Raw genomic sequence first — 16,731 nt, 5'->3', positions numbered from 1 at the left:
CCCTTGGTTTCGTTATTTTTGTTCCAGCGCCCGATGGGATCGCCGGGAGGGAGGGCGCGGCCGGCGGGCCGCACCCTCTGGTTTCAGTGTTCCAGAGCCTCGCCGTGCAGCGAGGTGTCCAGACCGGCGGCTTCTTCCGCCTCGCTGACCCGCAGACCCGTGGTGAACTTGCAGATCACCAGGATGATGAAGGTCCCGACCGCGCTATAGGCGATCGTCCAGGCCAGGCCGATGGCCTGGGCCCCGACATTGGCGCCTTCCGACAGGCTGTTGATCGCCGTGGTGGCGAAGACGCCGGTCAGCAGGGCGCCGATCAGGCCGCCCGCGCCGTGGATGCCGAAGGCGTCCAGCGAGTCGTCGTAGCGCAGCAGCTTCTTGATCCAGACCGACGAGATGTAGCAGACCGGACCAGCGATCAGGCCGATGATGACCGCGCCCTTGGGATCGACGAAGCCCGCCGCGGGGGTGATGGCGACCAGGCCGGCGACCACACCCGACAGCATGCCGATCAGGGAGACCTTCTTCTTCTCAATCAGTTCGATGATCTTCCAGGTCAGGGCGGCGGCGGCGGCGGCCAGCACCGTGTTCAGCAGGGCCACGCCCATCAGCTCATTGGCCGCGCCCGCCGAACCGGCGTTGAAGCCGATCCAGCCGACCAGCAGCAGCGAGGCGCCGATCATGGTCAGGACAGGGTTGTGCGGATTGATCGGCTCGACCCCATAGCCTTTGCGGCGGCCCAGGAAGATGGCGCAGACCAGACCGGCCACGCCCGAGTTCACGTGAACCACCGCCCCGCCGGCGAAGTCCAGCACGCCGGCGGAACCGAGGAAGCCGCCGCCCCACACCCAGTGACAGATGGGGGAATAGATCAGCAGCGACCACAGGGCCGTGAACAGCAGCAGGCCCGAATATTTCATCCGCTCGGCGAAGGCGCCGGTGACCAGGGCCGGGGTGATGATGGCGAAGGTCATCTGGAAGGCGATGAACAGATATTCCGGAATGCCCGTCAGCAGGCTGTTGGCCGTGCCAAGGGTCACGCCGTTCAGGAACAGCATGTCCAGGCTGCCGACGTAGGGCTGAAGCGCGGCGTCGGCGTTGGCGCCGAAGGCGATGCTGTAGCCCGCGATGAACCAGACCAGGGAGACGACGGCGAAGACGCCGACCGACTGGGTGATGGTGGCGATGACGTTCTTGCGCCGCACCATGCCGCCGTAGAACAGGGCCAGTCCCGGCAGGGTCATCAGCAGGACCAGGGCCGTGGACGTGCCCAGCCAGGCCGTGCCCGCGCCGTCCAGCTCCAGCGCCGACTGGTGCGCCAGCAGGGCGGGCGCCGCCTCCGGCGTCTGGGCGAAGGCCCCGCCGGCGTAAAAGAGCCCGATGGTCAGAAGCAGGAGCGCAGCGACCCCCGGAAGTCGATTCCAAACGTGCGACATAAGCAAATACCCCCTTGGCAATCTCGCAAGTGCGAAGGTTTTACTGCAATCGCGTTCGACGCAAGGGGGTCAGGCTGAAACGGTGCAACTTTCTTGCAACGGTCCTGTCAAAAAAGTTAAGCCTCGCATGATCCATTCGTCGTGCGAGGCTTAAGGTTCAGATTCATGTTTCAAGGAACGCTGTTCCCGGCATGAAATTCAGGGGCGGCGCGACGCCCTCAGGCCCAGTGCATCTGCACCCGGTGCGCCGTCGCCCAGTGAATGGCGCGGATGGCGTCGATGACGGCCTCGGTCGCCCCCCGCGTGCCCAGGGCTCCGCCGAGATCGGCGGTCACGGCGCCGGCCGCCAGGACGGCGGCGACGGCGGCCTCAATGGAATCCGCCTCGTCCTCCAGCTTCAGACTGTGACGCAGCAAGAGGGCCGCCGACAGAATCGTGCCGACCGGATTGGCCAGATCCTGACCGGCGATGTCCGGCGCCGACCCGTGGATCGGTTCGAACAGGCCCGGCCCTTCCGTGCCCAGCGACGCCGACGGCAGCAGGCCGATGGAGCCGCCCAGCACCGAAATCTCGTCCGACAGGATGTCGCCGAACATGTTCTCGGTCAGGATGACGTCGTATTCGCGGGGCTTCCTGATCAGGTGCATGGCCATGGAATCGACCAGGGCGTGCTCCAGCGCGATCTCGGGGAACTCCTCGGCATGGATGCGGGTGACCACTTCGCGCCACAGGCGGCTGGTCTCCATCACATTGGCCTTGTCGACCGAAGTCACCTTGCCGCGGCGCTGGCGGGCCGTCTGGAAGGCGGCGCGGGCGACGCGCTCGATTTCAGGGACCGTATATTCGCACAGGTCGGTGGCGCGGTCGGCGGTGCGGGTCTTCTCCCCGAAATAGACGCCGCCGGTCAGTTCGCGAAAGACGATCAGATCGACGCCCTCGACGATCTCCTTCTTCAGCGGCGAACGGTGCGCCAGGACCGGCGATACCTGCAGCGGCCGCAGATTGGCGAACAGACCCATGGCCTTGCGGATCGCCAACAGCCCTTCCTCGGGCCGGCGCTTGCCGCCGTCCCATTTGGGACCGCCCACCGCGCCCAGCAGGACGGCGTCCGCGGCGACGCAGGCGGCCCGCGTCGCCTCCGGCAGGGGCTCGCCCGTCTCGTCTATGGCGGCGCCGCCGATCAGATGTTCGGTGAAGTTGAAGCTGTGGCCGTAGAAGTCGCCGATGACCGCCAGCACGTCGCGCGCGGCCCGCGTCACCTCCGGCCCGACGCCGTCGCCGGGCAACAGGACGATCTCATAGGTCTTGGGGGCGGCTTGGGTCATCAGACGGTCTCTCTCGAACGCTCGAAGGCTTCGATCTCTGGCAGGTTTGATTGCAGCCAGCCCAGGGTGTCCACCCCGTTCAACAGGCACTGGCGTGCGAAGGATTCGACCTCGAACGGCACGGGCTGGGCATTGCCGCGCCGGATCTGCCGGGCTTCGAGGTCGATTGTGACCGGCTGGTCGGGCTGCGACGCCAGATCGTCCCAGACATCCTGGCTGACGACGACCGGCAGCAGGCCGTTTTTCAAGGCGTTAGATGTAAAAATGTCAGCGATTTCGGTCGAGATCACCGCCCGGAACCCATAGTCGTACAGGGCCCAGGGGGCATGTTCGCGCGACGAGCCGCAGGCGAAATTCTTGCCCGCCAGCAGGATGCGATGCTCGGCCGGATCGATCCGGTTCAGAATGGCTTCGGGCTTTTCCGAACCGTCGGCCTCATAGCGCCAGTCATAAAAGGCCGCCTTGCCCAGCCCCTCGCGCGTGGTGGTGGTCAGGAACCGCGCCGGAATGATCTGGTCGGTGTCGATATTGGCCTGGCTGAGCGTGACCGTCTTCGAGGTCAGGGTGGTGAAGGGCTCAGACATCAAAAACTCCGCTCATCCCGGCGAAAGCCGGGACCCAGTTCTGTGGGCGATAGGCGTCACCCGTCGCGCCCTGTCGGCGATCCCGCGCATTGTGCTTCGCGAAAGCACTGGGTCCCGGCTTTCGCCGGGATGAGCGGAAGGGGGTGTCGCTACGCATCCACGACCTCGTTCAGAAAGACGCGCGGATCGGTCAGCACACCGGCCACCGCCGTCGCCGCAGCCGTCGCGGGACTGGCCAGTATGGTGCGGGCGTCCTTGCCCTGGCGGCCTTCGAAATTGCGGTTGGAAGTCGAGACGGCCAGCTGACCGGGCGCGACGACGTCGCCGTTCATGGCGATGCACATGGAACAGCCGGGAATGCGCCATTCGGCCCCGGCGGCGATGAAGACCTCGTGCAGTCCTTCCGCCTCGGCGGCCCGGCGAACGGCCTCCGAACCGGGAACCACCAGCATGCGCAGGCCCGGCTTGACCTTGCGGCCGCGCAGAACCTCGGCGGCGGCGCGCAGATCGGGCAGGCGGCCGTTGGTGCAGGAGCCGATGAAGACCACGTCCACCGGCTGGCTGGTCGTCGCCTCGCCGGGGGTGAAGCCCATATAGGCGATGGCCTTGCGGTCGCTGTCCGACTGGGGCTGGGGCACGGGCGCGCCGATGGGGGCGCCGGCGTCCGGCGTCGTGCCCCAGGTCGCCATCGGCCGGATGGCGGCGCCGTCGATCACGACTTCCTTGTCGAAGGTCGCGCCCGGGTCCGTGGCCAGCTTCAGCCATTCGGCGGTCGCCGCCTCATAGTCGGCGGGGACATGTTTGCGGCCCCGCAGCCAGTCGATCGTGGTCTGGTCCGGGGCGATCATCCCCGCGCGGGCGCCGGCCTCGATGGACATGTTGCACAGGGTCATCCGCCCTTCCATGTCCAGCGACCGCACCGCCTCGCCCGCATATTCGATGACGTAGCCGGTGCCGCCGCCGAAGCCGATGGCGGCGATCACGGCCAGGGCGACGTCCTTGCCCGACACGCCCGACTGCAGTTCGCCGGTCACCGTCACCCGCATCGCCTTGGGCTTGCGCTGCAACAGGCATTGGGTCGCCAGCACATGGCCGACCTCGGAGGTGCCGATGCCGAAGGCCAGGGCTCCGAACGCCCCATGGGTGGCGGTATGGCTGTCGCCGCAGACGACCGTCATGCCCGGCTGGGTCAGGCCCAGCTCCGGCCCCATGACATGGACCACGCCCCGATCTTCGGACCCCCAGCCGGCCAGGGGAACCCCGTGGGCGGCGCAGTTTCGCTCCAGCGTATGGACCTGGGCCTCGGCCTGCGGGGTGACATAGGGTTTCAGCCCGTTCAGCCCCGCCGGCAGGGTCGGGGTCGAATGGTCCAGGGTGGCGTAGGTCCGGTCGGGCCGGCGCACCTTCAGGCCGCGGGCCTCGATCTCGCTGAAGGCCTGGGGACTGGTGACCTCATGCACCAGATGCAGGTCGATATACAGGACGCCCGGCGTATCGGCCGTTTCCGGCCGCACCACATGAGCGTCCCAGACCTTGTCGAACAGGGTCTTTGGATCAGGCATACTGGGCCACCGTCTCCTCAACGCCGTCGACGCGATCAATGATGGCGATCAGTTCGGCGTCGCTGATCTCGCCGATCTGGTCGGCGCGCTGTTTGAAGCCGGCGACGACGGCCGCCAGACGCTCGCCCTCGATCGGACGGCCGATGGTCTCGGCCCGCTTGGCGATGGCGTGGCGGCCCGAGTGCTTGCCCAGAACGAACCAGCTGCCTTCAAAGCCCACGTCCTGGGGCCGCATGATCTCATAGGTGCGGCTGTCGGCCAGCATGCCGTGCTGGTGAATGCCGGCCTCGTGGGCGAAGGCGTTGATGCCGACCACCGACTTGTTGCGGGCGATGACCGTCTCGGTGATTTCGCACAGGATCTTGGAGGCGCGGACCAGATGGCGGCTGTCGGCGCCGATGGCGACGCCATAGCGGTCTTCGCGCACCTTCAGGGCCATGATGACCTCTTCGATCGAGGCGTTGCCGGCCCGTTCGCCGATGCCGTTGATCGCGCCCTCGACCTGACGCGCCCCGCCCTGGACCGCAGCCAGGGAGTTGGCGACCGCCATGCCCAGGTCGTCGTGGCAGTGGGCCGAGAAGATCACATGGGGGTGGCGCTTGTGGATCCGCGCCGCCAGGGCGCGGAAGGTCTCGCGCACCTCTTCCGGGGTCGCATAGCCGACGGTGTCGGGCACGTTCAGGGTCCGGGCGCCGGCGTCGGCGGCGGCCTCCAGCACATCGGCCAGGAACTCGGGTTCGGTGCGGAAGGCGTCCTCGGCCGAGAACTCGACGTCGTCGAACAGGCTGGCGGCGTATTCGACCGCCCGGACGGCCGTGGCCAGAACCTCGTTGGTCGACATCTTCAGCTTGGCCGAGCGATGGATCGGGCTGGTGCCGATGAAGGTGTGGCAGCGACGGTGCGACTTGGGCGCCGGCTGCAGGGCGCGGAAGCTGGCGTCGATGTCCTTTTCGTTGGCGCGCGACAGGGAGCAGAAGACCGGCCCCTCGACCTCGCCGGTCACGCGGCGGATGCAGTCCTCGTCGCCGGGCGAGGCGGCGGCGAAGCCGGCCTCGATAACGTCGACGCCCAGGTCCTTCAGGACCTGGGCCATCTTCACCTTGGCTTGGGCGGTCATGGAGAAGCCCGGTGCCTGCTCCCCGTCCCGCATCGTCGTGTCGAAGACGATGACCCGGTTGGGGTCGGCGGCGATCTCCTCAGTTCGGGATACGCCGGATACTCGTACTTGTTCGGCGGTCATTACGCAGCCTCGGATTGAATAATGTCGTTGCCGATCCGGCGCACGCCGAACAGGCGGTCGATCTGGCGACCCAGATTCTCCATGCACCGACCGGCGTCTCGGCCGCGGATGGTCAGGGAGATACGGCGGAAGGCCCCTTCGTCGGCCATGTTGATGCCGTCGATGTGGAAGCCCCGGCGCTCCACAAGACCGATGAGACGCTGAAGCGAACCGTCCGCACGGTCGATCTGGATGTGGATCGTGTTGCTCATCTCAGGAGCCCTCCATCATTTCAGCATTGCTCTTGCCCGGCGGAACCAGCGGCCAGACATTGTCTCGGGGATCGATGACCACATGGGCCAGGCAGGGGCCGTCGGCGGCCAGCAGGCGCTGGATGCCTTCGGACACCTGATCGCGGCGATCGATACGGAAGGCCTCGATGCCGAAGGCCTCGGCCACCTTCACGAAGTCCGGATTGTCGGACAGGTCGATCTCGGAATAGTTCTCGGCGAAGAACAGCTCCTGCCACTGGCGCACCAGGCCCAGCGAGGAGTTGTCGATCAGCACGATCTTCAGCGGGATGCCGTAACGCCTCAGCGTCGCCAGCTCCTGGATGTTCATCATGAAGCCGCCGTCGCCGGCGATGGTGACGACCGTCGCGGACGGATCGGCCAGCTTGGCGCCGATGCCGGCGGGCAGGCCGAAGCCCATGGCGCCCAGACCCCCCGAGGTGATGTGGGCCTCGGGCTTGGAGAAGCGGCAGTGCATGGCCGCCCACATCTGGTGCTGGCCCACGTCGCAGGCGGCGACGAAGGCGTCGCCGGCCGCTTCGGACACTTCTTTCAGCAGAGCCGGGGCGTAGACCCCCTCGCCCGGCGCGTCATAGCGATAGGCGCTGGTCCGGGCGGCGTCGACGCACGCATCGACCCAGGGCTGGATGTCCAGGGCCGGTCCGCCGGCCATGCGCGCCGTCAGGGCCTCGATCCCGTCCTTCAGCTCGCCGACCACGGCCACATTGGCCGCCCGCAGCTTGCCGACTTCGGAGGCGTCGATGTCGAAATGGACGATCCGGGCGTTGGGCGCGAACTCGGCCAGCTTGCCCGTGGCGCGGTCGTCGAACCGGGCGCCGACGACGATCAGCAGGTCGCTGTCCTGAACCGCATGATTGGCCGCGCGGGCGCCGTGCATGCCCAGCATGCCCAGCATGCGCGGCGCGTCGGTCGGGACGGTGCCCAGGGCGTTCAGGGTCGAGACCTGGGGGATGCCGGTCGCGGCGACGAAGGCGCGCAAAGCCTCGGTCGCGCGGCCGATCTTCACTCCGCCGCCGACATAGACCAGCGGCCTCTTGGCGGCGCGGATCGCGGCCTCGGCGGCGGCGACGGCGTCGTGATCGATGCGCGGCGTCTCGTTGGGGATGTGGAAGCCGTAGTCGTCGCTGGTCGTGGCGAACTGCACGTCCTTGGGCAGGTCGACCAGGACCGGACCGGGACGGCCCGAGGCGGCGATGTGGAAGGCCTCCTCGACGGCGGCCGGAACATCGGCCGCGTCGCGGACCAGGATCGAGTGTTTCACGATCGGCAGGGTGACGCCCAGGATGTCGATCTCCTGGAAGGCGTCGGTCCCCATCAGCCCCTGGGCCACATTGCCGGTGATGCAGACGATCGGCGCCGAGTCCATCATCGCATTGGCGATGCCGGTGATCAGATTGGTCGCCCCCGGTCCCGAGGTGGCCAGACAGACCCCGACTCTGCCGCTCTTGCGCGCATAGGCGTCGGCGGCGAAGGCGGCGGCCTGTTCGTGCCGGACCAGAATATGTTTCAGCTTAGACCCGGCCAGGGCGTCATAGACCGGCATGATGGCGCCGCCCGGATAACCGAACACCACCTCCACGCCCAGCCGCTCCAGGGTGGAGACCAGCAGGCGCGCCCCCGATTGGGGGGCGGCCTCGGCTGAGGATTTGAAGGCGGCGGCGGTCATCAGGGTCATCCGGTCTTTCGCTCGGGCTCAGGCCGCTTCAGATTTGGGCGTGTTCAGCCAGGCCATCCGCTCGCGCAGACGGGCGCCGACCTGTTCGATCTGGCTCTCGCGGTCCGCCTTCAGCCAGGCCTCGTACTGGGGCTTGCCGGCCTCGTTCTCGGCGATCCAGTTGCGCGCGAAGGTTCCGTCCTGGATCTCGTCCAGAATGGTCTTCATCCGGGCCTTGGTCTCTTCGTTGACGACGCGCGGGCCGCTGGCGACGGCGCCGTATTTGGCGGTTTCCGAGATGAAGTGGTGCATCTTGGAGATGCCGCCTTCGTAGAACAGGTCCACGATCAGCTTCAGCTCGTGCAGGCATTCGAAATAGGCGATCTCGGGCTGGTAGCCGGCCTCGACCAGGGTGTTGAAGCCCTGCATCACCAGTTCCTTGGCGCCGCCGCACAGGACGGCCTGTTCGCCGAACAGGTCGGTTTCGGTCTCTTCGCGGAAGGTGGTTTCCAGCAGGCCGCCGGTCGCGCCGCCGTTGCCCTTGGCGTAGCCCATGGCCCGGTCGCGGGCCTTGCCGGTCGCGTCCTTCTCGACCGCGAACAGGCTGGGCACGCCGCGGCCGCGCTGGAATTCGCGACGGACCAGATCGCCCGGTCCCTTGGGCGCGACCAGGATGACGTCCATGTCGGGGCGCGGGGTGATCCGGCCGTAGATGATCGAGAAGCCGTGGGCGAACAGCAGGGCGGAGCCCTGTTTGGCGTTCGGCTCGATGATGTCGCGATAGACCTGATCCTGAACCATGTCGGGGGTCAGGATGGCGATGATGTCGGCGCCCTTGACCGCTTCGGCCGGCTCGGCGGTCGGGACGCCGTCGGCGGTGGCGTGTTTCCAGCCCGTGCCGCCGTGACGAACGCCGGCGACCACGTCATGGCCGCTGTCCTTCAGGTTCTGGGCGTGCGCCCGACCCTGCGAGCCATAGCCGATGATGGCGATGCGCTGCCCGGCGATCGCGCCCGGCTTGATGTCTTCGTTGGTGTAGATGGTGATGGCCATGAGAATTCAGGCGTCCTGAGCAGCAGCGGATTTGTGAGAGGCCGGGATTTGCGCCGGCGGCGGGTTGGGGATGGTGACCGCGCCCTGGGCGGCCGAGGCCACGGAGGCGCGGTATTTGGCGAAGACGCCTCGCGCCGGGCGGACCACGTGGGGCGTGAAGCCCGCCCGGCGCGTCGCCAGATCGACGTCCACGTCGATCCGGCGGTTGGTGACGTCGATGGTGATGCGGTCACCATCGCGAATGAGGGCGATCGGGCCGCCGACGGCGGCTTCCGGCGAGATATGACCGGCGACGAAGCCGTAGCTGGCGCCCGAGAAGCGTCCGTCGGTCAGGAGGGCGACATTGTCGATCTTGCGGCCCTTCAGGGCGGCGGTGACCTGCAGCATTTCGCGCATGCCCGGGCCGCCCTTGGGGCCTTCGTAACGGATGATGATGACGTCGCCCTCGCCGACCGAGCCGTCCTGAACCGCGTGGAAGGCGTCCTCCTCGCTGTCGAAGACGCAGGCGGGGCCTTCGAACTTGTCCACCTTGTGGCCCGTCAGCTTGATGACCGCGCCCTCGGGAGCGACATCGCCGTAGATGACGGCGAAGCTGCCGCGGTCCATCACGGGGGCGTCGAAGGTCGTCACCACCACCTGGCCGGGCGTCTCCTCGGCCTCGGCCGCCTCGGCGAACAGGCTGCGGCCGCTGACGGTCGGGGTGTTCACGATCTTGCCGGCCTGGGCCATCCGCTGGGTCACCAGACGGGTGCCGCCCGCGGCGTACAGGTGCGAGGCCAGAAAACGGCCGCCCGGCTTCAGGTCGCAGATGACCGGCGCCTCGACGCAGGCCTGGTGGCAGTCCTCGACGCCGAAATCGACGCCGGCCTCGGCCGCGATGGCCGTCAGGTGCATGACGGCGTTGGTCGAGCCCCCCGAGGCCGAGACGGCGACGGCGGCGTTCTTCAGGCTGGCGCGGGTGATGTATTTGCGGGCCGTGTCGCCGGCGAAGACCCGCTCGACGATCAGACGGCCGCAACGCTCGCCTTCAGCCGCCTTGCCGGGATCGACCGCCGGCACGTCATTGGCGCCCATGGGGCTGATGCCCATGACCGACAGGGCCATGGCCATGGTGTTGGCCGTGAACTGGCCGCCGCAGGCGCCGGCGCCGGGGCAGACGGCCTGTTCGACCGCCTTCAGCCCTTCGTCGTCCAGGGCGCCGGCCGAATGGGCGCCGATGGCCTCGAACACCTCCTGGACCGAGACCTCCTTCGAGCCGATCACGCCCGGCATGATGGTGCCGCCGTAATAGACCAGGCCGGGGATATCCATCCGGGCCAGGGCCATGGCCGCCGCCGGAATGGTCTTGTCGCAGCCGACGATGCAGACCACGCCGTCCAGCTGGTGCCCCTCGATCGCCAGTTCGATCGAGTCGGCGACGACCTCGCGGCTGATCAGCGAGGCCTTCATGCCCGCCGTGCCCATCGAAATGCCGTCGGTCACGACGATGGTGTTGAAATCCACCGGATAGCCGCCCGCCGCGATGATCCCGGCCCGCACGTCCTTGGCCAGACGGTCCAGGTGCATGTTGCACGGGGTGACCGTCGACCAGGTGTTGACGATGCCGATCATCGGCTTGTCGAAGTCGGCGTCCTGCATGCCGGCGGCGCGCAGATAGGAGCGGGCCGCCGCCCGGTTCGGACCGGCCGTCACCGCCGCGCTGCGCGCGTTGGGCTTTCTGGGCTCTGAGGTAGAATCTTGCGTCATCGGTCCGGTTCGTTTCGAACCGCCAAGCACGAAAAACCCCGCTTCCTTTCGGGAGCGGGGTGGTGCGAGGCGATCCTGAGTGTGTCTAGGTCAGGTCGCAGGCATCCACGCCGCTTGCGTAAGCAGGCCGAGGAGTACGAGGATAATAAGGGTTACGGGGCTTTCCAGGCCGATCGGCGCGCGAACGACCGCCACCGCCTTCGCGGTGCGTCCCTTCGTCATGTCGCGCGTCATCACAGCCACGGGCGGCTCCCTGTTCTGACGCCAAGAAACCATATGGGCCGGGGCCGCACAACCCCTGTCGCAAAAATTTTGCGCAAAAACCCGGCGGCGACCACCATGGGGGTGTTTCTTACCTTGCGTCCGCAAGTCTCTCCGCCGACCGTAACGGTTCCTAACCGCTTGTTAGGGCCGCAGGCCCCGCGCGGGGTTGAAACCGGGCCGCGACAGTTCCATTGAGACCCCCAACAACATAATCGTTCAGAGGAGCCCCCCATGACCGTTCGCGTCGCCATCAATGGTTTCGGCCGCATCGGCCGTCTCGTCCTTCGCTCGATCATCGAGCACGGCCGCACGGACATCGAGGTGGTGGCGATCAACGATCTGGGCCCGGTCGAGACCAACGCCCACCTGTTCCGCTATGATTCGGTCCACGGCCGCTTCCCCGGCACGGTGACCTCGGGCGAGGACTGGATCGACGTCGGCACGGGCAAGATCAAGGTCACGGCCGAACGCGACCCCGCCAACCTGCCCCACGCCGAGCTGAAGGTGGACATCGCGCTGGAGTGCACCGGCATCTTCACGTCGAAGGACAAGGCCAGCGCCCACCTGAAGGCCGGCGCCAAGCGCGTCCTGGTCTCGGCCCCCGCCGACGGCGCGGACAAGACCATCGTCTTCAAGGTCAACCACGAGACCCTGACCGCCGACGACATCGTGGTGTCCAACGGCTCGTGCACCACCAACGCCCTGGCCCCCGTCGCCAAGGTGCTGAACGACCTGTTCGGCATCGAGCGCGGCTATATGACCACCATCCACTCCTACACCGGCGACCAGCCGACGCTGGATACGATGCACAAGGACCTGTACCGCGCCCGCGCCGCGGCCCTGTCGATGATCCCGACCTCGACCGGCGCCGCCAAGGCCCTGGGCCTGGTTCTGCCGGAACTGAAGGGCAAGCTGGACGGCTCGTCGATCCGTGTCCCGACCCCGAACGTCTCGGTCGTCGACCTGAAGGTCGTCGCCGGTCGCGAGGTGACGGTGGAAGAGATCAACGCCGCGCTTCAGGCCGCCGCCGACGGCCCGATGAAGGGCGTGCTGTTCACCACGACCGACCCTCTGGTCTCCAGCGACCTGAACCACATCGCCGCCTCCTCCACCGCCGCCCTGCCCCAGACCCAGGTGGTCGACGGCAAGCTGGCCCGCGTGCTGAGCTGGTACGACAACGAATGGGGCTTCGCGACGCGGATGAGCGACACCGCCCTGGTGATGGCGAAGTTCCTGTAAGAACCGCGCGTCTCCTCCCCGTTCGCCTCTTGGCGAATGGGGAGGTGGCTCGAAGCGTAGCGGAGAGACGGAGGGGCTCTTTCTGCGCGCACGAAGGACCCCCTCCGTCACGGCGCAAGAGGCGCCGCGCCACCTCCCCATCGCTTCGCGACAGGGAGGAGACAGGGAACCGATCAATGACCTTCCGCACCCTCGACGACGCTCACGACCTCGCCGGCAAGACGGCCCTGGTCCGCGTGGACTTCAACGTCCCGATGGAGGACGGCAAGGTCACGGACGACACCCGTCTGCGGGTCGCCCTGCCGACGATCCAGCGTCTGCGCGACGCCGGCGCCAAGGTCGCGCTTCTGGCTCACTTCGACCGTCCCAAGGGCCAGCGCGTCCCGTCGATGAGCTTGAAGCCGGTCGTAGATGATCTGGAGACCCTGCTCGGCGCCCCCGTCCGCTTCGCCGACGACTGCATCGGCCCGGACGCCGTGGACGCCATCCGCGAACTGGACGCCGGCGGCGTGGTCCTGCTGGAGAACGTCCGCTTCCATGCGGCGGAAGAGGCCAATGATCCGGTCTTCGCCCGGAAGCTGGCGGATCTGGGCGATCTCTATGTCAACGACGCCTTCTCGGCGGCGCACCGCGCCCACGCCTCGACCGAAGGGATCGCCCACCACCTGCCCGCCTACGCCGGCGAATCCATGCGCCGCGAACTGGACGCCCTGGACGCGGCGCTCGGCAATCCGCAAAAGCCCGTCATCGGCATCGTCGGCGGCGCCAAGGTCTCGACCAAGCTGGACCTCTTGAAAAACCTGGTCGGCAAGCTGGACCGCCTGGCCATCGGCGGCGGCATGGCCAACACCTTCCTGTACGCCCAGGGCATCGACATCGGCGGCTCCCTGGCCGAGCGCGACATGGCCGACACGGCCCGCGAAATCATGGCCGAGGCCGAGGCGCGGGGCTGCAAACTGCTGCTGCCGGTCGATTTCGTGGTGGCGACCGAGGTCAAGCCGGGCGCCGCCGCTCGCCCGGTCGCCGCCGGCGCCGCCCTGTCGGCCGACGACAAGATCCTGGACGCCGGCCCGGCCACGGTCGCGCGTCTGCTGGAGGCCCTGACGGCCTCCAAGACCCTGATCTGGAACGGCCCTCTGGGCGTGTTCGAGGTGCCGCCCTTCGACGCCGCCACCGTGACGGTCGCCCGTCATGCGGCGGCCCTGGCCAAGGCCAGCGTCCTGACCGCCGTCGGCGGCGGCGGCGACACGGTCTCGGCCCTGAATCACGCGGGGGTGTCGGACGACATGACCTTCGTCTCCACCGCCGGCGGCGCCTTCCTGGAATGGATGGAGGGCAAGCCCCTGCCGGGGGTCGAGGCCCTGCGCGCCTGAGCCTGACGCAGCGGAAACGGCTGTAACACGGCGTGACTTTGGTCGCGCCGCCCGCTAGTCTCGCGCCCAATCAAAAAAGACTTTCGGCTCAGGAGACTTCATCATGGCGCGCATCACGCTGCGACAGCTGCTCGACCACGCGGCGGAGAACGGCTACGGCCTTCCCGCCTATAATATCAACAACATGGAGCAGGGCCTCGCGATCATGGAGGCGGCCCATGAGGTCAATGCGCCCGTGATCATCCAGGCCTCGCGCGGCGCCCGGAACTACGCCAACGACATCGTCCTGGCCAAGCTGATCGACGCCCTGGCGGAACTCTATCCCGACATCCCGGTCTGCATGCACCAGGACCACGGCAACGGCCCGGCGACCTGCGCCACCGCCATCCAGTACGGCTTCACCTCGGTGATGATGGACGGCTCGCTGGAAGAGGACGCCAAGACCCCCGCCTCCTATGAATACAATGTCGAGGTCACGCGCCGCGTCACCGAAATGGCCCACGCCTGCGGCGTCTCGGTCGAGGGCGAATTGGGCGTGCTGGGCTCGCTGGAGACCGGCATGGGCGAGGCCGAGGACGGCCATGGCTTCGAGGGCAAGCTGGACCATTCCCAGCTCCTGACCGACCCGGATCAGGCCGTCGAATTCGTCGCCGCCACCAAGGTCGATGCCCTGGCCATCGCTATGGGCACCAGCCACGGCGCCTATAAGTTCACCAAGAAGCCGGACGGCGACATCCTGGCGATGAACGTCATCGAAGAGATCCACCGCCGCCTGCCCAACACCCACCTGGTCATGCACGGCTCGTCCTCCGTGCCGCAGGAGCTTCAGGACATCATCAACCAGTACGGCGGCGAAATGCCCCAGACCTGGGGCGTGCCGATCGAAGAGATTCAGCGCGGCATCCGCCACGGGGTGCGCAAGGTGAACATCGACACCGACAACCGGATGGCCATCACCGGCGCCATCCGCAAGGTCCTGGCCGAAAAGCCGGGCGAGTTCGACCCGCGCGCCTATCTGAAGCCCGCCAAGGAGGCGATGAAGAAGCTCTGCAAGGAGCGCTATCAGCAGTTCGGCTGCGAGGGCCAGGCCTCGCGCATCCGCCCCCTGTCCACCGCCCACATGGCCAAACGCTACGCCTCGGGCGAGCTTGATCCGTCCTTCCGCAATGCGGCGGTCAAGGCGGCCTGACGACCGCCCCTCCCTGATCAGACCGGGTAGCGGCCGCTCAGTTCGAACCGCACCCGGTCCTCTTGCCAGCGCGCCCGGTCCAGCTCGTCCCTGGCGTCGCGGGCGTTGCGGCGGGCGTCGCGGATCTCGCCGCGCACCTCTTCGATGCGGTTGCGGATCCGCTCCTTCTCCTCGTCGGTCAGGCCGTCCTGACGCAGTTCGCGCTGTTTGGCGTCCAGCTTGTCCTCGCGGTCGTCGATCCGCGCCTCGGCGCTTCTCAGCGCGCTCTCGGCCGCCTCCACCGCCGCTGCCGCCTCATGCAGTCGCCGCCCGTCGTTATAGGCCGGCAGGAAGGCCGCCTCCTCCTCGGGCCGACAGACGCCGTAATAGGTGTTGCCCGCCCGCCCCTCGATCCAGCCGCGCTGGAAGGTGCAATAGCCGCGCAGCCCGTCTTCGCGTGCTCGGCTGTAGGTCGCCGGATCGGGCGCGACCTGATATTTGGCGCAGGCCTGGGCATGGTCGTCCAGCCGGCTCATCGGATAGCCCGCCGCCCCATCGGCGTAACCCTTGTCGCCCCAGGCGCCGGCCAGACACTCTTCCTGGCTCATGGTCGAGCAACTGCCCAGCAAGACGGCTACGACGGCGACGCCGCCCGCGATCATCAAGGTCTTCATCACGGTTCCCCACGCCCCCGAGCGCCACTATTCACGTCAGATCAGGCCCGACGCAAGCGCCCTCGCTGGCAGCCGATCTTCCGATGCTTTACGGATAGAGGGTGTCCGACCCCGAACTGATCGACGACGAAGACCCGGCGCCGGCCGCCGAGACCCTGGAGGCCCGGATCGACGCATCCGGCGTCCGCCTGGACAAGGCCCTGGCCCAGGCCTTTCCCGACCTGTCGCGCGCGCGTCTCCAGGCCCTGCTGGCCGAGGGGGCGGTGCGCCGTGACGGGGTCGTCCTGACCGGCGGCTCGGCCAAGGCCCAGCCGGGCCTCTATCGGGTCGATCTGCCGCCCGTCGCCCCCGCCGCTCCCCAGCCCCAGGTCCTGCCGCTTGCGGTCCTCTATGAGGATGCGGACCTGATCGTCATCGACAAACCCGCCGGAATGGCCGCCCATCCGGCGCCGGGCACGCCCGACGGCACCCTGGTCAATGCGCTGCTGGCCCGTTGCGGCGACAGCCTGTCCGGCATAGGGGGCGTCGCCCGACCGGGCATCGTCCACCGGCTGGACAAGGACACCTCGGGCGTCATGGTCGCGGCCAAGAGCGACCGCGCCCACCAGGGCCTGTCGGCCCTGTTCGCGACCCACGACATCGAACGCACCTATATCGCCCTGACCCGCGGCGCGCCGACCCCGCTCCAGGGCCGGATCGAGACGCGCATCGGCCGCTCGACCGCCGACCGCAAGAAGATGGCCGTGCTGAAGACGGGCGGGCGCGAGGCGATCACCGACTATCGGGTCCAGCGGACCTTCGGCGAACCGGCCCGCGCCGGCGGCGCGCCCCTGGCGGCGCGTGTCGCCTGCACCCTGCAAACCGGCCGCACACACCAGATCCGGGTTCATCTGTCGTCCAAGGGCGCGCCCATCCTGGGCGATCCGGTCTATGGCTCCAGCAGCCCCGCCCCCCCGGTCCGCGCCGCCCTCGCCGAGGTCGGACTGACGCGCCAGGCCCTGCATGCCGCCGTCCTGGGCTTCGTCCATCCGATCACCGGCGCGCCCCTGCGTTTCGAAACCGATCCGCCCGCCGACATGGCGGCGCTGGAACGCCTGCTGTCGGCGCTGTAGGGCCGGCCCCCGAT

Annotated in this window: 15 protein-coding genes; 4 read left to right on the top strand and 11 right to left on the bottom strand. The window is 68.0% G+C overall.

Annotated elements, in window-relative coordinates; all coding sequences use genetic code 11:
* Nucleotides 1–83: 83 nt before the first annotated feature.
* The 10 genes from JL11_RS06400 to JL11_RS06355 all read right to left on the bottom strand — a co-directional run bounded on the left by JL11_RS06400 (nt 84) and on the right by JL11_RS06355 (nt 11,130).
* On the bottom strand, nt 84–1,433 hold the full coding sequence (locus JL11_RS06400) for an ammonium transporter (RefSeq protein WP_054764925.1): 1,350 nt from the start codon (nt 1,431–1,433) through the stop codon (nt 84–86).
* Nucleotides 1,434–1,651: 218 nt separating this feature from the next.
* Nucleotides 1,652–2,758, bottom strand: a complete 1,107-nt coding sequence (gene leuB / locus JL11_RS06395) for a 3-isopropylmalate dehydrogenase (protein WP_054764924.1) — start codon at nt 2,756–2,758, stop codon at nt 1,652–1,654.
* Nucleotides 2,758–3,342 carry a 3-isopropylmalate dehydratase small subunit gene (gene leuD, locus JL11_RS06390; RefSeq protein WP_054764923.1) on the bottom strand — a complete coding sequence of 195 codons (585 nt, stop codon included), beginning with the start codon at nt 3,340–3,342 and terminating at the stop codon, nt 2,758–2,760. Before leuD ends, leuB begins: the two co-directional genes overlap by 1 nt.
* Before the next feature lie 149 nt (nt 3,343–3,491).
* On the bottom strand, nt 3,492–4,904 hold the full coding sequence (leuC, locus tag JL11_RS06385; protein ID WP_054764922.1) for a 3-isopropylmalate dehydratase large subunit: 1,413 nt from the start codon (nt 4,902–4,904) through the stop codon (nt 3,492–3,494).
* Nucleotides 4,897–6,144 (bottom strand): 2-isopropylmalate synthase, encoded by a 1,248-nt coding sequence (locus tag JL11_RS06380; protein WP_054764921.1) that lies wholly within the window; start codon nt 6,142–6,144, stop codon nt 4,897–4,899. Before JL11_RS06380 ends, leuC begins: the two co-directional genes overlap by 8 nt.
* Entirely contained in the window at nt 6,144–6,395 is a 252-nt protein-coding gene (locus JL11_RS06375; protein WP_054764920.1) for an ACT domain-containing protein, read from the bottom strand. Before JL11_RS06375 ends, JL11_RS06380 begins: the two co-directional genes overlap by 1 nt.
* Nucleotide 6,396: 1 nt before the next feature.
* Nucleotides 6,397–8,109 (bottom strand): acetolactate synthase 2 catalytic subunit, encoded by a 1,713-nt coding sequence (gene ilvG, locus JL11_RS06370; RefSeq protein WP_054764919.1) that lies wholly within the window; start codon nt 8,107–8,109, stop codon nt 6,397–6,399.
* Between the two features lie 18 nt (nt 8,110–8,127).
* Nucleotides 8,128–9,141 carry a ketol-acid reductoisomerase gene (ilvC, locus tag JL11_RS06365; protein WP_054764918.1) on the bottom strand — a complete coding sequence of 338 codons (1,014 nt, stop codon included), beginning with the start codon at nt 9,139–9,141 and terminating at the stop codon, nt 8,128–8,130.
* 6 nt (nt 9,142–9,147) lie between these two features.
* Entirely contained in the window at nt 9,148–10,887 is a 1,740-nt protein-coding gene (ilvD, locus tag JL11_RS06360) for a dihydroxy-acid dehydratase (RefSeq protein WP_054764917.1), read from the bottom strand.
* A gap of 90 nt (nt 10,888–10,977) precedes the next feature.
* Entirely contained in the window at nt 10,978–11,130 is a 153-nt protein-coding gene (locus JL11_RS06355; RefSeq protein ID WP_152949644.1) for a hypothetical protein, read from the bottom strand.
* Between the two features lie 252 nt (nt 11,131–11,382).
* On the opposite strand from JL11_RS06355, the gene gap reads away from it, so the two are divergent.
* The 3 genes from gap (at nt 11,383) to fba (ending at nt 14,952) form a co-directional block, all read left to right on the top strand.
* A complete protein-coding gene (gap, locus tag JL11_RS06350) occupies nt 11,383–12,390 on the top strand; it encodes a type I glyceraldehyde-3-phosphate dehydrogenase (RefSeq protein ID WP_054764915.1) in 1,008 nt (335 codons plus the stop codon).
* Nucleotides 12,391–12,566: 176 nt separating this feature from the next.
* The gene (locus JL11_RS06345; RefSeq protein WP_054764914.1) at nt 12,567–13,763 is read left to right on the top strand and encodes a phosphoglycerate kinase; all 1,197 of its coding nucleotides are present in this window, start codon (nt 12,567–12,569) and stop codon (nt 13,761–13,763) included.
* A 103-nt stretch (nt 13,764–13,866) separates the two neighbouring features.
* The gene (gene fba / locus JL11_RS06340) at nt 13,867–14,952 is read left to right on the top strand and encodes a class II fructose-bisphosphate aldolase (protein ID WP_054764913.1); all 1,086 of its coding nucleotides are present in this window, start codon (nt 13,867–13,869) and stop codon (nt 14,950–14,952) included.
* 17 nt (nt 14,953–14,969) lie between these two features.
* On the opposite strand, the gene JL11_RS06335 is transcribed toward fba, so the two are convergent.
* A complete protein-coding gene (locus tag JL11_RS06335) occupies nt 14,970–15,605 on the bottom strand; it encodes a DUF2799 domain-containing protein (protein ID WP_054764912.1) in 636 nt (211 codons plus the stop codon).
* Nucleotides 15,606–15,706: 101 nt separating this feature from the next.
* Here JL11_RS06335 and JL11_RS06330 point away from each other — a divergent pair, with 101 nt between their 5' ends.
* Nucleotides 15,707–16,717, top strand: coding sequence for an RluA family pseudouridine synthase (locus JL11_RS06330; protein ID WP_054764911.1), 1,011 nt, complete (start codon nt 15,707–15,709; stop codon nt 16,715–16,717).
* Nucleotides 16,718–16,731: the final 14 nt, after the last annotated feature.

Source organism: Brevundimonas sp. DS20 (assembly GCF_001310255.1).
Lineage (GTDB): Bacteria > Pseudomonadota > Alphaproteobacteria > Caulobacterales > Caulobacteraceae > Brevundimonas > Brevundimonas aurantiaca.
The sequence above is the reverse complement of the archived record's forward strand: the minus strand, read 5'-3'. Positions and strand labels throughout refer to the sequence as shown.

Coding starts and splice junctions, on each gene's coding strand:
- JL11_RS06400 (WP_054764925.1), bottom strand. CDS start 1,433: ATGTCGCACGTTTGGAATCGACTTCCGGGGGTCGCTGCGCTCCTGCTT.
- leuB (WP_054764924.1), bottom strand. CDS start 2,758: ATGACCCAAGCCGCCCCCAAGACCTATGAGATCGTCCTGTTGCCCGGC.
- leuD (WP_054764923.1), bottom strand. CDS start 3,342: ATGTCTGAGCCCTTCACCACCCTGACCTCGAAGACGGTCACGCTCAGC.
- leuC (WP_054764922.1), bottom strand. CDS start 4,904: ATGCCTGATCCAAAGACCCTGTTCGACAAGGTCTGGGACGCTCATGTG.
- JL11_RS06380 (WP_054764921.1), bottom strand. CDS start 6,144: ATGACCGCCGAACAAGTACGAGTATCCGGCGTATCCCGAACTGAGGAG.
- JL11_RS06375 (WP_054764920.1), bottom strand. CDS start 6,395: ATGAGCAACACGATCCACATCCAGATCGACCGTGCGGACGGTTCGCTT.
- ilvG (WP_054764919.1), bottom strand. CDS start 8,109: ATGACCCTGATGACCGCCGCCGCCTTCAAATCCTCAGCCGAGGCCGCC.
- ilvC (WP_054764918.1), bottom strand. CDS start 9,141: ATGGCCATCACCATCTACACCAACGAAGACATCAAGCCGGGCGCGATC.
- ilvD (WP_054764917.1), bottom strand. CDS start 10,887: ATGACGCAAGATTCTACCTCAGAGCCCAGAAAGCCCAACGCGCGCAGC.
- gap (WP_054764915.1), top strand. CDS start 11,383: ATGACCGTTCGCGTCGCCATCAATGGTTTCGGCCGCATCGGCCGTCTC.
- JL11_RS06345 (WP_054764914.1), top strand. CDS start 12,567: ATGACCTTCCGCACCCTCGACGACGCTCACGACCTCGCCGGCAAGACG.
- fba (WP_054764913.1), top strand. CDS start 13,867: ATGGCGCGCATCACGCTGCGACAGCTGCTCGACCACGCGGCGGAGAAC.
- JL11_RS06335 (WP_054764912.1), bottom strand. CDS start 15,605: ATGAAGACCTTGATGATCGCGGGCGGCGTCGCCGTCGTAGCCGTCTTG.